Source organism: Photobacterium phosphoreum (assembly GCF_002954725.1).
GTDB classification, from domain to species: domain Bacteria; phylum Pseudomonadota; class Gammaproteobacteria; order Enterobacterales; family Vibrionaceae; genus Photobacterium; species Photobacterium phosphoreum.
The window spans coordinates 1,430,364-1,445,225 of sequence record NZ_MSCQ01000001.1 but is presented as its reverse complement, the minus strand read 5'-3'; the positions used below and the strand labels follow the sequence as shown (position 1 = coordinate 1,445,225).

Annotated in this window: 12 protein-coding genes; 1 reads left to right on the top strand and 11 read right to left on the bottom strand. The window is 37.5% G+C overall.

Translation table 11 applies throughout. The annotated features are described in order from the left end of the window. Positions 1 to 54: 54 nt before the first annotated feature. Positions 55 to 1,245 (bottom strand): class I SAM-dependent methyltransferase, encoded by a 1,191-nt coding sequence (locus tag BTO21_RS06390; protein WP_045030582.1) that lies wholly within the window; start codon positions 1,243 to 1,245, stop codon positions 55 to 57. Positions 1,246 to 1,468: 223 nt separating this feature from the next. On the opposite strand from BTO21_RS06390, the gene yccX reads away from it, so the two are divergent. Next, the gene (gene yccX / locus BTO21_RS06385; protein ID WP_045030587.1) at positions 1,469 to 1,741 is read left to right on the top strand and encodes an acylphosphatase; all 273 of its coding nucleotides are present in this window, start codon (positions 1,469 to 1,471) and stop codon (positions 1,739 to 1,741) included. Between the two features lie 79 nt (positions 1,742 to 1,820). On the opposite strand, the gene tusE is transcribed toward yccX, so the two are convergent. The 10 genes from tusE to BTO21_RS06335 form a co-directional block, all read right to left on the bottom strand. Continuing rightward, the gene (tusE, locus tag BTO21_RS06380; RefSeq protein ID WP_045030589.1) at positions 1,821 to 2,150 is read right to left on the bottom strand and encodes a sulfurtransferase TusE; all 330 of its coding nucleotides are present in this window, start codon (positions 2,148 to 2,150) and stop codon (positions 1,821 to 1,823) included. A 135-nt stretch (positions 2,151 to 2,285) separates the two neighbouring features. Beyond that, the gene (locus BTO21_RS06375; RefSeq protein ID WP_045030591.1) at positions 2,286 to 2,954 is read right to left on the bottom strand and encodes a Bax inhibitor-1/YccA family protein; all 669 of its coding nucleotides are present in this window, start codon (positions 2,952 to 2,954) and stop codon (positions 2,286 to 2,288) included. 227 nt (positions 2,955 to 3,181) lie between these two features. Then, entirely contained in the window at positions 3,182 to 3,955 is a 774-nt protein-coding gene (locus tag BTO21_RS06370) for an amino acid ABC transporter ATP-binding protein (RefSeq protein ID WP_045030593.1), read from the bottom strand. Between the two features lie 19 nt (positions 3,956 to 3,974). Beyond that, entirely contained in the window at positions 3,975 to 5,066 is a 1,092-nt protein-coding gene (locus BTO21_RS06365; RefSeq protein ID WP_045030595.1) for an amino acid ABC transporter permease, read from the bottom strand. A 2-nt stretch (positions 5,067 to 5,068) separates the two neighbouring features. Continuing rightward, on the bottom strand, positions 5,069 to 6,268 hold the full coding sequence (locus tag BTO21_RS06360) for an amino acid ABC transporter permease (RefSeq protein ID WP_045030596.1): 1,200 nt from the start codon (positions 6,266 to 6,268) through the stop codon (positions 5,069 to 5,071). Between the two features lie 75 nt (positions 6,269 to 6,343). Beyond that, positions 6,344 to 7,375, bottom strand: a complete 1,032-nt coding sequence (locus BTO21_RS06355) for an amino acid ABC transporter substrate-binding protein (RefSeq protein WP_045030598.1) — start codon at positions 7,373 to 7,375, stop codon at positions 6,344 to 6,346. A 271-nt stretch (positions 7,376 to 7,646) separates the two neighbouring features. Continuing rightward, positions 7,647 to 8,870, bottom strand: coding sequence for an L-lactate MFS transporter (locus tag BTO21_RS06350; RefSeq protein WP_045030600.1), 1,224 nt, complete (start codon positions 8,868 to 8,870; stop codon positions 7,647 to 7,649). Between the two features lie 299 nt (positions 8,871 to 9,169). Further along, positions 9,170 to 10,396, bottom strand: a complete 1,227-nt coding sequence (gene gltS / locus BTO21_RS06345; RefSeq protein ID WP_045030602.1) for a sodium/glutamate symporter — start codon at positions 10,394 to 10,396, stop codon at positions 9,170 to 9,172. Between the two features lie 858 nt (positions 10,397 to 11,254). Beyond that, positions 11,255 to 11,596, bottom strand: a complete 342-nt coding sequence (locus BTO21_RS06340) for a hypothetical protein (RefSeq protein ID WP_045030604.1) — start codon at positions 11,594 to 11,596, stop codon at positions 11,255 to 11,257. 103 nt (positions 11,597 to 11,699) lie between these two features. After that, on the bottom strand, positions 11,700 to 14,777 hold the full coding sequence (locus BTO21_RS06335; RefSeq protein WP_105026732.1) for an EAL domain-containing protein: 3,078 nt from the start codon (positions 14,775 to 14,777) through the stop codon (positions 11,700 to 11,702). Positions 14,778 to 14,862 lie beyond the last annotated feature (85 nt).

The window sequence follows — 14,862 nt, the reverse complement described above, 5'->3', positions numbered from 1 at the left end:
ATAAAAAAACCCAGCGTCGACTGGGTTTGATGTATATCTAGGCTAAATAAGTGCTTACTTGACGTAACACGCAAAGCCTTTAAGGTAGAAACCTTCAGGATAAGCACTGTCTAGCGGGTGATCAGCTGCTTGGCTGAAACGCTCAATAAACTGCACTTCACGATGCGCATCAAGTGCAGCATCTGCAATGATTTTTTGGAATAGACCGTTATCCATTAAACCTGAGCAAGAGTATGTTAATAACATGCCGCCCGGGTTTAGGATCTGCATTGCTAGCATGTTGATATCTTTGTAACCACGACAAGCACCTACGAGCTGAGATTTAGACTCAGCAAATTTAGGTGGATCCATGATAACAACATCAAACAGCTCGCCACGTTCACGGTATTCACGCAGTAATTTAAACACATCAGCGTTTACAAACTGTGCATTTTCAACCGGATAACCATTCATTTCTGCGTTAAGCTGCGCTGTATCAAGTGCTGGTTGAGAAACGTCAACGTTAATAACTTCACTTGCGCCGCCTTTTAGAGCGTATAAACCAAAACCACCAGTGTAACAGAAGCAGTTTAGTACGCGCTTACCGTTGACATACTTAACGGATGCTTCGCGGCTATCACGTTGGTCAAGATAGAAACCTGTTTTGTGACCACCAACGATATCAACGTTAATTTTAACGCCATTTTCTTCGATAGTAACAAACTTAGGCGGCTCTTCACCGTGTAGAACGCCTGTACGTTGTTTTAAGCCTTCTTTTTTACGAACAGATACATCTGAGCGTTCGTAAATATTACAGCTAGGGTAGCACTGTCGTAATGCTTCAATCAGTACGTCGCGCTGTGCTTCAGCACCAGCACTTAATAACTGACAAACTAAGTAATCTTGGTATCGATCGATAGTGATACCAGGAAGACCATCAGATTCAGCCGCAATTAAGCGGTAGCCAGTAAGACCATCGCGAGCCGCTAAGACATCACGCAGACTTTGTGCGGCATTAAGGCGGTTAACAAAGAAGTTAACGTCAATGGCTTCATTTTTGTTGAATGTCCATACGCGAACGCGAATTTGAGACTGTGGAGAATAAGCACCACGTGCTAGCCATTCGCCTTTGTTATCGTAAACATCAACGGTTTCGCCGAGTTCAGGTTTTCCTTCTACACGATCAATACCGCGAGAAAAAATCCAAGGGTGGCGACGGCGTAGTGATTTTTCACGGCCTTTTACCAAATAAATAGAAGCTGTCATGACATGCCCAGTATGGAGTTCGAGTGGGGGCGTATTATGTTGCTCTGGCTACGTAAAATCAAATGAAAACGTCTAAGTCGGCATATAAAACCGCTATTGGGTGTTAAATAAACGACGTTACTTGATCATCGCATCAATAGATTTTGTGAGTTAACGATCAGTCTGTTGCTATTATTTGACTAAAATAATGCCATGGGCGATATAACAATATATAGGGGTTATCATGGCGCGATGTTGTGTGAAAACGCGAGTAATAGGGCATGTACAAGGGGTGGGTTTTCGTTTTCATACTGCTCATCAAGGGTTGATGCTTGATTTGACGGGGTACGCTAGAAATTTGGCTGATGGGAGTGTTGAAGTCTTAGCGTGTGGGGAGCAGGTGAATATTGATACGTTAATTGATTGGCTACGGCATGGCCCCAAAACAGCAACGGTTGAACAGCTAACAACGGAAACATTAGCCTGGCAGCATCAAGATGGGTTTAAAATGAATTAACGCGATATCATTAGTATTTAAAAGAAAACCAAACATAAAGTAAGTTGTTGTCGCTATGTTTGGTTTTTAGAATGATATCTTAAATACACTTCACAGGCTTAGGTAATCCAGCAAGTTTAGTAGCTTGCTTTGCTGGGCCTTTAGGAAATAAACGATACAGATAACGTGAACTGCCTTTTTCTTCACCGTATTGTTTTGCCATTGCTTTTACAAGCATTCTAACCGCAGGTGAAGTATTAAATTCAAGGTAAAATTCTCGAACAAAGCGAATAACTTCCCAATGCGCTTCAGATAATTCAATCGCTTCTTCTGTTGCAAGTAATGCAACTAAATATTCAGACCAATCATCAACATTTTTAAGATAACCCTGGGCGTCAGTGTCGATTTGTACACCGTTAAATTCAAGCATGATAGACCTCTTTATTGCTAACGCAGCAAGAATAGTGATTCGTAGGTCTACCTGCAAGTAAAAAACAAAAAGCCTGCATCAAGGCAGGCTTCTTTCATGATTTATCGCTAAATATAAGCAATTAATAACTAGTGATTAGTTGTCGTTGCTATTCACAACACCAAGAATCTGAAGCAAGCTCAAGAACAGGTTGTAGATAGAAACATACAATGTCACTGTTGCTGAAATATAGTTTGTTTCACCACCACGAACGATTGACTGTGTAGTCAATAAAATTGCCGCAGATGAGAATAATACAAACATACCGCTAATTGCTAACGACAACATTGGCATTTTTAGGAAGATATTCGCAACCATTACAACAAGGATTGCGATAAAACCAGCCATTAGCATGCCGTTAAGGAATGATAAATCACGCTTAGTTGTTAGTGCGTAAATTGAACAACCAAAGAATGTCAGTGCAGTACCACCAAGGGCTGTTACTACAGTGTCACCCATGCCAGCACCCATATACATATTCAGGATCGGGCCGAGGGTGTAACCCATAAAACCAGTTAGTGCGAATACGAATACAAGGCCTAAGCTGCTATCGCGATTACGTTCAGTTAAGAACATTAAGCCGTAGAAACCAACCAGTGTCACAATCCAGTGAACACGGGGTAAATGCATAACCATTGCTATACCTGCAACAACAGCAGAGAACAACAATGTTAGCGATAGTAAGAAATAAGTGTTACGTAAAACCTTATTGGTTGACAATACGCCTGCGTAACCGCTGTCACGATTAACCATACGTTCGTTCATAAGTGCTCCCCTTAGGGTAGTTATGTTAATTCTATTAGAGCTATATATGAGGCTAAACACTATAAATTGCAAGTCTAAGCCTCATTATAGAGTGATTTGTTTGCCATGAAGCACATTATAAGTGTTTGAAGATTAAAATACTTACGGCAGTAATGACTATTTATTGTTAAGTTGTAACCAAATATTTCATCACTTAGTGTTCATATTGATGGTGGTATTTTATACTATTAGTGCAATATTTGTTGTAAAAAAAGTTGGGTTCGATCAGATTTTGGATTATCAAAAAAGTCTTGGGGGTTATTTTCTTCAATGATTTCACCTTGATCCATGAATATAACTCTATCTGCAACTTGGCGTGCAAATCCCATTTCATGGGTTACACACAACATTGTCATTCCCTCATTGGCAAGCTCAACCATCACATCTAATACTTCACGTACCATTTCAGGATCTAACGCCGAAGTGGGCTCATCAAATAACATCACCTGTGGGTTCATGCATAATGAACGTGCAATCGCGACCCGTTGTTGTTGTCCACCTGAAAGTTGACCGGGGTATTTGTGCGCTTGATCTGGGATTTTAACCCGCTCTAAATATTGCATTGCTAGCGCATTCGCTTCTTTTTTTGGCATTTTCTTAACCCAAATAGGCGCTAAGGTGCAGTTTTCTAAGACTGTAAGATGAGGGAAGAGATTAAAATGCTGAAAACACATGCCGACTTCTTTGCGGATCAGCTCAATATTTTTTAAATCTCCGGTAATGTCTTGCCCTGTAACTGAAATTTTTCCTTGTTGGTGTTCTTCTAAATAATTAATACAGCGGATCATGGTCGATTTTCCTGATCCTGATGGACCACAAATAACGATTTTTTCACCTTTACGCACTTGTAAGTTAATGTTTTTAAGAACGTGAAATTGACCGTACCATTTGTTTACATCCGCTAATTCGATCACCCACTGCGTGTTATCAGAATTAGCGGTGGTGTCATTAGTATTTTTCATTATGCAATCCTTGCTAATGTTAGTGTCCAGTATGTAATTTATTTTCTAGATAGATACTGTATCTAGACATACTAAAGCAAAAAATCCAGAAAACGAAAGCAACAAAAACATAGCTTTCAGTAGCAAAGCCTAGCCATTCAGGATCACTGTTGGCGGCTTGTCCAACGCCTAATACATCAAACATACCAATAATAAGTACCAGACTGGTGTCTTTAAACAATCCAATAAAGGTATTTACAATCGAAGGAATAGTGATTTTTAACGCTTGTGGTAACACAATAAGGTAGGTTTTACGCCAGTAGCTTAGCCCTAAAGCATCTGCGGCTTCATATTGGCCTTTAGGGATAGCTTGTAAACCACCTCGAATCACTTCTGCCATATAAGCAGCACTAAATAGCACTACGCCAATTAAGGCTCTGATGAGCTTATTGGTTTCTAATTCAGAACTTAAAAACAGCGGTAACATCACTGATGCCATAAACAAGACTGTAATTAATGGGACTCCGCGCCAAATTTCAATATAGACCGTACAAATGCTACGAATAATCGGCATTTCTGATCGGCGGCCAAGGGCTAATACAATCCCGATGGGTAACGATACGACAATACCAATAATGGCAATAACTAAGGTGATCAGTAAGCCGCCCCAAAGGTGTGTTTCGACAACAGGTAAACCCGCAATGCCACCGTACAGTAAAAATCCTGCCATAAATGGATAAATATTAACGAAAAATAGCCAAATCCAACCGCGATGAGGGGTTTTTTCGTAAGCGAGTAAAGTAATAAAAATGGCTAAAGTGGCATAAAATAATTTAGGTCGCCATAACTCGGTACTGGGGTAGAAGCCAAACATGAATTGATCAAAACGTACTTTAATAAATGTCCAACATGCGCCACTTAGTGTGCAGGCATCGCGAGAGTTACCTTGCCAGTTTGCATTAATGAATGCCCAATCAAGGATCCCCCAGACACCGATAACAGCAAAATAACCTAAAATGAGGGTGATAATCGTGTTTAAAAACGAAGAAAAAAGATGTTGGCGTAACCATCCTATTATGCCCACAGTGTTAGCGGGTGGGGCTAAATCGGGAAGAAATTGATGTTTACTCATGGTTACCTCTCAACCAGTGCCATTTTTTTGTTATAGATATTCATCAGCAGTGATGTGATGAGACTTAGGCTTAAATAAACCGCCATTGTCATCGCGATAATCTCAATCGCTTGCCCTGTTTGATTGAGGGTGGTGCCAGCAAATACCGACACTAAATCAGGATAACCAATTGCCATTGCAAGCGAGGAGTTTTTAGTGAGGTTTAAATATTGGCTGGTAAGGGGAGGGATGATGATCCGCATGGCCTGTGGGATCACAATTAAGCGCAATGTTTTATTACGGGTTAATCCTAATGCTTCAGCGGCTTCAGTTTGACCATGATTGACGGCATTAATGCCAGATCGAACAATTTCAGCAATAAAAGACGCGGTATAAATACTGAGTGCGAGTAACAATGCGGCGAGCTCTGGTAACACTGTAATACCACCACTGAAGTTAAATCCTTTGAGCGCGGGGTAATCAATACTGATCGGCTTGCCACTAACAAAGAAAGCCAATAGCGGTAGTAAGATAATAACCGCGAGACTTACAATCAATACTGGAGATTGTTTACCCGTATTTTGTTGTTTTTTCTTTGCATAATATTGATAACTCATTGCTATGATTAACGCGATAAGCAGTGAGATAAATATCATACTAGAGCCTTGTTCAAAAACAGGGCTTGGTACTGATAAACCGCGTACATTAAGGAAAATACTGTCGCCAAACTGGAGGCTTTGTCTTGGCGAGGGTAGAACCTGTAATACTGCAAAGTACCAAAAGAAAATTTGCAGTAATAAGGGAATATTACGAAAAATTTCAATATAGAAAGCTGCAAAACGACTGACTAACCAGTTAGGTGATAAGCGGGCAATACCGATAATAAAACCTAAAACTGTCGCGAGAATGACACCAAGAACGGCAATTAACGCGGTATTAAGCAAGCCAACAAAAAATGTTCGGCCATAACTGAAGGTTTCATCATAATCGATAAGCGTTAAACCAATACCAAATCCTGCCTCTTGACTAAGAAAATCAAAACCAGTCGCAATACCACGTGTTTCAAGGTTAGTTAATGCATTATTGATGATGCTATAAAAGAAAAAAGCCAGAGCCGCTACCGCAACAATTTGAAATATTACGGCGCGAAAAGTAGGATTATAAAACAGGTCTTGATGACGAGATTTTGTCTGTGATCTATTCGTCTTTGAGGGGACTTCCATACAACATCCTCATATCCATTGAGATGTACAGAGGGAGCTATGACAGCTCCCTTTTGTATTTGTTAATAGTTGTTATTAACGAATCGGTGGCGCGTATTGAATACCACCATTGGTCCACAAGGCGTTTAATCCTCGTTCAATTTTAAGTGGGGAGCCTAAACCCACAGTACGGTGGAAGCTTTCACCATAGTTACCGACTTGTTTAATTATCTGGAAACCCCAATCATCATTTAATCCTAGTCCTTTACCTTTAGGACCATCAAGGCCAATTAAGCGACGGATAGTGGGATCTTTTGAGTCTTTTTTAAGTTGTTCAACATTGGCTGAGGTAACATTAAATTCTTCAGCGTTAATCATAGTAAACAGTGTCCAACGTACAATATTGAACCATTGATCATCACCTTGACGAACAACAGGCCCGAGTGGTTCTTTAGAAATGATCTCTGGAAGAACGACGGCTGATGTTGGATCTTTGAGGTTTAAGCGTAGAGCATATAAGCCTGATTGGTCGGTGGTGAGTACATCACAGCGTCCAGAATCAAAGCCTTTTGATGTTTGAGGTGCAGTATCAAAGACAACAGGTTTATATTTCATGCCATTAACGCGAAAGTAATCCGCTAAATTAAGCTCTGTTGTCGTACCTGATTGCACACAAACAGCTGCACCATCAAGTTCTTTAGCACTTTTTATTCCCATGTCTTTTTTGACCATGAAGCCTTGACCATCATAATAGCTTACACCAGTAAAATTAAGGCCAAGAGAGGTATCACGGTGCAGTGTCCACGTAGTATTTCGTGACAAAATATCAATTTCACCTGATTGTAAGGCGGTAAAACGTTCTTTGGCAGTGAGAGGAATATATTTAACTTTGGTTTTATCACCTAATGTTGCTGCAGCAATAGCTTGACAAAATTCGACATCAAGACCTTCCCATTGACCTTTAGCGTTAGGGTTTGAAAACCCAGGTAAGCCAGCACTGACACCACATTGGACATAACCCTGTTTTTTAACTTTATCAAGTGTGCTGTCAGCGGCGTTTACATTCGCTGCAAATAGAGTGGCAGATGCGGCAAGTATTGCTAATACACCTGTTATTTTTTTAGCCATTAGTACCTTCCTTGTCTGGTCAATAGTTAAAGCAATATGTCGTTACTAACTTAATAATTAATAAGCCGTTAACAATACATTAACAAATACAAGTATAGGAAAATATATATAAAGGTCTAGTTTTGTTGGGAATTGGTTTGAAATAAAGCGTATGCAGTGATGATTATGGGAGATCAGACAAATAAGGTTGTAATAGCCGTAAGTAAAACGACAAAGCCCAACGTGATGTTGGGCTTTATTTTTAAGCTAAATATTTTAAGCTAAATAGTGATTATGCCGTAGCGAGTTTTTTCTCTAGCGCTTCAGTATCTACTTTTTTAGTGATAACTGATAATACAACGGCAACCGCGATCATTACAGAACACACCGTATAAGCCAATGTGTAAGTGCCCGTCGTATCAACAGCGAATGCGGCAACAACAGGACCGATAAAGCCACTTACACCCCATGCGGTGTAAAGTACACCATAGTTAGCACCGTAGTTTTTCAGACCATAGAAATCAGCAATAATTGATGGGAATACAGCCAATAATGTACCGTAACCAACACCCGCTACAGCGGCACCAATAATTAGCGTGAACTCAGAGTCAAATGTAGCAAACATCACCATATTGATGCCTTGCATTACGAAAGCAATCATCAGTGTTTTAACGCCACCAATTTTGTCTGACATAATACCTGCTGCAACACGACCACCAGAGTTGAAAATAGCTAGAATTACAACCAGGTAAGCGGCATCAGTGATGTCCGCTTGTGTTGCTGCAATAGACGTAATATTACCAATGATCATCAAACCCGCAGCTGAAGCAAATGCGAACATTACCCATAATGAGTAAAACTGTGGTGTTTTTAGCATGCCACGCCAATTAATATCAGCAGGCTTAGTTGATGTTGATTTATAACCCGCTGGTGCTTCAGGAACATAGCCCGCTGGTGGATTGTTAATGGTAAATGCGAGTGGCACAGCGATAACCAATACCGCAATACCTAAAACAAGGAAGCTAGTGTTGATGCCATATTCAGCAATCAGTGTTGATGTTAGTGGTGCTAAGTAAACTGCCGCCAGTCCAAAACCTGCCGCAATTAAACCGTTAACCAATCCTTTTTTCGAAGGGTGGAACCATTTCATTGCTGATGGGCTTAAACAAGCGTAACCAAAGCCGATGCCGCTACCTGTCATAACACCAAACGTAAGCACTAACATCATTGGTGTGGTTGCAAAGCTTGATACGATCATGCCTAAACCAACCATTACAGTACCCAGAATAAGTACGCGGCGTGGGCCCATGCGATCTTGAAGAATACCTGCAACTAATAGTGATAAAGCAAAAGTAATAATTGCAACAGTGTAAGGCAGTGATGCGTCCGCATTCGACCAGCCTAAATCGACAACGAGTGCTTTTTTAAACACACTCCAAGCATAAAGGATACCCATACATAAGTTGATACAGAAACCTGCTACTAGGATCTGTATAGCTCGATCAAATTTTTTCATAGAGAACTCAATTAATTGATTCTTAGCGTTGTTAAATTAAAGAGAAAAACAACGATAAGAGAATGATTTAGTATGATGACTAAAGTCAAACTTTAGAAAGAGCGCGGAGTGTAACAACATAAAAAAAATATGATATTAGTCAGACATTCCTTGTTACAAAACAGCAAAAAAGTGAGGGTGAAACTTACAAAGAGGCTAGCGGTTAATAGTTTTAAAACAAAAAAAGGGAAGATATGCTTTAACTATAAATAGAAAAAGTATCTTCCCTTTTTTCAATGTATTAGAACGCGTTGTTAGTGTTAGTGACCAAGAAAACTAATATAACCCTGAAGTACTAGCAGGTTAGTGATATCAATAAAGAAAGCACCAACGATAGGCACAACCATGAAAGCTTGTGGTGATGGACCATTTCTTGACACTAATGAACCCATGTTCATAACTGCTGTTGGTGTTGCGCCCATACCAAAGCCACAGTGACCGCCAGCAATAATCGCGGCGTCATAGTTACTGCCCATTACGCGGAACGTAACAAAATAGGTAAACAGCCCTAATACCACCGTCTGAACTGCAAGAATAATCAACATTGGCATGGCCAAATCCATCAGTTCCCACAGATGCAAGCTCATCAGTGCCATTGCTAAGAATAAGGACAATGAGATGGTACCAAGGGCATCAACGGTTTCTTTGTTGATTTTATAGCACTTAGTGCCTTCACAGACATTGGTAATAAAGACACCAATGAATAAGGCATACACGAATTCAGGAATACGTAATGCACTGATGCCAAGTCCATCAATAAAGTCTTTAAAGTGCGATGCACCTGCAACACAAACCAATAAAATAAATAATACTTCAATAGTATTTTTAGAGGTTATGCGGTCTTCTTCACGATCGCTGTAAGTGATTAAGTCTGGGTGTTCAATGTGATGATTTCCACTTTCACCAAAATCAGATTTTAACTTATGCTTATTGATTAATCGTTGTGCAATTGGCCCGCCGATGATACCCCCCATGATCAGACCAAACGTTGCAGCCGCCATTGATAGTTCTAACGTATTTAGACCATAGTCGGTAGCAAAAGTTTGTGACCAAGCAGCACCCGTACCGTGACCGCCTGAAAGAGTGATTGAACCAACAATAAGGCCAAGTAACGGATCTAAACCTAGCGCCTTACTCATACCTACGCCGACGGCATCTTGAATAATGATAAAGACTGTCGCTACCCCTAAAAATAGGAATACACGTGAACCGCCTTTCATTAACAATTTATAGCTTGCTGCAAGTCCTACAGTTGCAAAGAACATTTGCATTAACGTGTCTTGCATACCTAACTTGAAATTAATGTCAAAACCTTGGAAATGGAAAAAGGTGATAATAAAAGCAATGACAAGTCCGCCAACAATTGGCTCTGGAATATTATACTTTCTTAAAATCTTGACTTTAGTATTAATAAAGTAGCCAAGAAAAAGCACGATTATTGCGATGAGCAATGATTCGAGCTCATTAACATGAATAGTTGTGGTCATTTAAAATCTTCTTTTTTACTTCTTTGGTGCTAATTTTAACTCCAAAAAGGCATTCTTACCATATTGCTATTTAATTGCTAGCGTGTTAGATGGTTGGTGTTTTTACGGTTTATCTATTTAGATATTATTGAGTAGTCGTTTTTTTATATGGTTTATTGTTAAATTTTTGGTTCTTTTTGTTAGTTGTTCGATCTTATTGTGTTTTAGTGTTTATTATCAATATAAACATAATTGAGTGTGCGTTTTTTTACTTCTCTTGTGCTGTTAATTTTTCATAATCAAGGTGTTATATTTTATTTTAAATGTTTTTTTAGTATAGGGTACGGCATTCTTTTTATTTAAAGGCTGTAATGCAAAGGTTAAATTGAAAATTTAGTTGTCGTGAATGTAATATAAAAAAAAGTGCTAATTCTCATTATCTGAGAAAATAGGGTTTGTAATAGATATCCTATTGGTTAGGCTTTGAAAAAGAGGGATAAAAAAACAAAAAAAGTTATTAAACATTGTACAAAATAGCAAATAGAGGCTTTTTTTGCGGTTATTAGCAATAAAAGGTGAGTGAATTTTTTTATTGATGAATATTTTGGAAAGATAATTAGCTATAGGTAAGATAAATTAGTTCAATATGAACGATTGTTTATGAGATATTATCTCATTGGGTGAGAATAATAATCTTGCATTGCTTTACTTGCATAATCGACAACAAAGATCAGAAAGGAAAAAGAATCGTAATAAAAAGCTATATGAATAAGAGAATAACCTTAATGATAACGATAATAGAATACCGCTATCATTAAGATAAAATGACACTAAAAGAATATATCAGGTAAAAAAGGCTCTTTTTCTAAGAGCACAAGGTTATTCAGTGTTATATTTTTTTAGTTTGAGCTCTTTTTTCAGTTGTTGAATGTATGCAATGCGATCTGGATCTGCTGGGCGAGTATCATTTTGACGCTGTTGTTGTGCTTGTGCTTCACTAGGGAGTACACAGCGGCCACGAATACGTTGATGATATTGTTTTGTTTCTTGCTCTGCACGTAAGGTGGCATGTTCTTGCTCTTTTGCCATAGCTTCACGTGCTTTGCTCTGATCTGTTGCGTCAACGACAATATAAGAATTGCGCTTTTGCATTCGATTTGGCTGGTGGCCAAATTGTTCCCGTTGCTTAATAAAGTTATCTAAGTGATCACTAAAACTCATTGTGACGTCCTACAAAGTAATCAAAAAAGAATCCACTTATGATTAACAATAAAATGGCGTATATCTTTAATAATAAGCTACAACGTTAAATAAGAGAACACTCTTATAGAGTGTTATCTGAGATTTGTTGTTTTTGATATAAATATTGACGATTGAAATGACTACAAGTTAGAGGTTTGTTGAAATAAAAGCCTTGGAACTCTTCAACCCCAATTTGTTCAAGGAAAGTAACTTGTTTAATGTTTTCAACACCTTCAGCAACAACGGTTAAGCCAAGATTGTGGGCAAGATCAATAATTGCTTTAATGATTGTGATGCTATCTTGGTTATGGGGTAATTCTTTTACAAACTCGCGATCTATTTTTAAAATGTTAATAGGAAAGCGACTTAGGTAAGCAAGCGAGGAGTAACCTGTGCCAAAATCGTCGATGGCGATCTTAATACCAATCTTTTTAAGGTCGATCAGTTTTTGATAGGCTAATTCTATATTAGTCATTAATACACTTTCGGTGATTTCTAGTTCTAGATAGGCTGGGTTGCAATCTGCTTTTTTTATCGCACTTTTTAAAATTGTCGTTAGATCGGATTCAAGCAGTTGCTGGGCTGAAATATTGATCGCCATATTTATATAGAGTCCTTGTTGTTGCCACTGTTTAAGCTGACAGCAGGCTTTTTCAATCAGGAATATACCCGCCTCAAGGATTAATCCAGATGATTCAAGTAGCGGAATAATATCAACAGGGGCTTGATAGTGGCCATTTTTATCACGCCAGCGTAATAATGCTTCAACACCAGTTAGTGCATGTGAGTGCGCTAATACTTTCGGTTGATAGTAAAACTCATAGCGATCCGTATTAATTGATTTTCGCAGTTCAGATTCTAGCTCTAATTTGTGTGTCGTTTCTGTTTCCATTTCTGGACTAAAATAGCAATATTGATTTTTAGCTTTATCTTTTGAATAGCTTAAAGCGATATTAGCATTTTTAATGATTTGTTCAGCAGTTGTGGTTGTCTTTGTTTGGAGTGAAATACCAATACTGGCTGATACTGAAATTAGTTTGCCATCATAGCTAATTGGCGCATGAATATTATTGAGTAACCGTGTTGCTAGTGTATTGATACAGTTTGATTGCTGAACAGATTGAATAATTATACCAAATTGATTGTTATTCAAGCGAGATAGAAGATTAACTTCTCTTAAATTTGATCGAATACGCTTTGATATAATAACCAATATTTTTTCTGTTTTGTCATTTCCTAATGAATCATGCAATTTTTTAAATAAATCAATTTCGATCACTAATATAGACATCTTCGCCTGATTTTTTTTAGCGTTTAAAAGTGATTTATCTACTTCAGTAATAAACATGTTTCTGTTAGGGAGTGCCGTTAATTGATCATAATGAGCAAGGTGATGTAATTCATTTTCATAATTGATACGATCAGTAATGTCTTTACTGGTTGATATATAATTACTGATCCGGTCATTTTTATCGCGAATAGGTGAAATGGTATTATCAATATAATGTACAGTATCATTATTTTTTTGTGAAATAATACGTTGAATCGTTTGACCTTGATTCAATTTTGATTGAATGTCATCTATTTTATCAGTGTCATCAGTATAACGTTTAAAAATGGCTTTACTGTTTATCCCTATGATCTCACTAGAACTTTCTCCTGTGCTTTTTTCATATGAACTATTAACATACTCAATGACTCCAAATCTATCAGTAATAATAACCGCTTCTTCGCTTTGTTCGACGGCCCGTGATAAGCCTTTAAGTTGTTGCTCACGTTTAACCCATGAAGTGACATCTATTATATGTAGCATGATGTTATCATCGTTATTATTAATCTTTGTGGCAATTATTTCTAAATGTTTAAATGGAGGTGTGTTGATTTTTAATTGCATTTTTTTCTTATCATTAAAAGCGAGATTATCAATATTTTTTAATAGTGCAACGATATCTATTTTTGTATTAATTGCTGAGATATGTGAAATGATGTTTTTATGAAGAGCATCTTTTTTTAGATCTAAAATAGTTATTGCAGCTGAATTTATCGCTGTTATTTTACGCTTGTTATTGATGACAATAATGCCAGAATCGGTGTTTTCTATTAAAGAATAATAGCGATGAAGTGTTGTGTCTCTAACACTATTGATACGACTGATTTCAGTTTTTTGACGATTAATATAACTAAACGCGAGTAGTGAAAAAATACCACTAATAATGATTAAGATAAAAATAGTAAAATATCGATTTAATGGGTATTGAATAAACGCTAACATACTGTGATTATTTGTAATGTTAACTTTTGAAACCAATACCCATGGTGATAAATTACCGTATTTAAAATCAACGCTTGCTTTTAATTTCGTTGGAATAAAAAGAGGTGAATAGGTATAAAGGTTATTTTCTTTTATTATTTGATGATGATTATAACGCTGTATGTGTTGCCACAATGAAAAATTCTGACGTTTAAAACGGTGGTCGTTATCATTCATAGATGTGCTATTTTTAGCGGTATTAATTAAAGTTTGACCTTTATTATTTATGATCCAAAAGTGTTGTGATATGGAATCACTATTTGAAAAATTAATGAGAACCTGTGGTAGGTTCTGCTGTTCTATTTTTATAACCCATTGATAGTTATTAATAGTAATGTGTTGATAATAATTAATATAGTTAAGTGGCAGGGGTGACGCATTAATATAGGTTTGATTGGCAGCCAGTGAAAATGCGTGATCAATATCATTTAATTCAGTTATAGAAGTGATCGTTTTATTGTTTATAACGGTTATATTGTTATTAACTGCGGTACTAATCTTTAAGCGATAACTATTTTTATAATCAATAAGACTAATGCTATTTAACGTCGTATTATTAGTGAATATTTTATTTGCAAAGTTAATGAAATCATCACGCTGTGAGAGTGTTAGTATTTGTTGCCATGACTGTTGTTTCAAATAGGAATCAAGCTGTTTGAAGTGAGAGACCGTATGACTAATTTGTTGTGCAATGTGTTGTTGTTGTTGATGCTGCTGCTGGCGTTGTTCGTTTTTTATTTTATTGATTGTTTCGTCATTATTTTGATGATTATAAGTAACAGCGCTTATTACGGTTAAAGTCAGTAATAAAAGAGTGAAGAGTAAACCTGTTCCTAGCGCTTTTCGCATAACATCCTTATTAAAGTACTGTTAGATCTATAATCTAATAAACTTTACTATATGCCATTAAACACATAAAGTTAAGATTATGAAT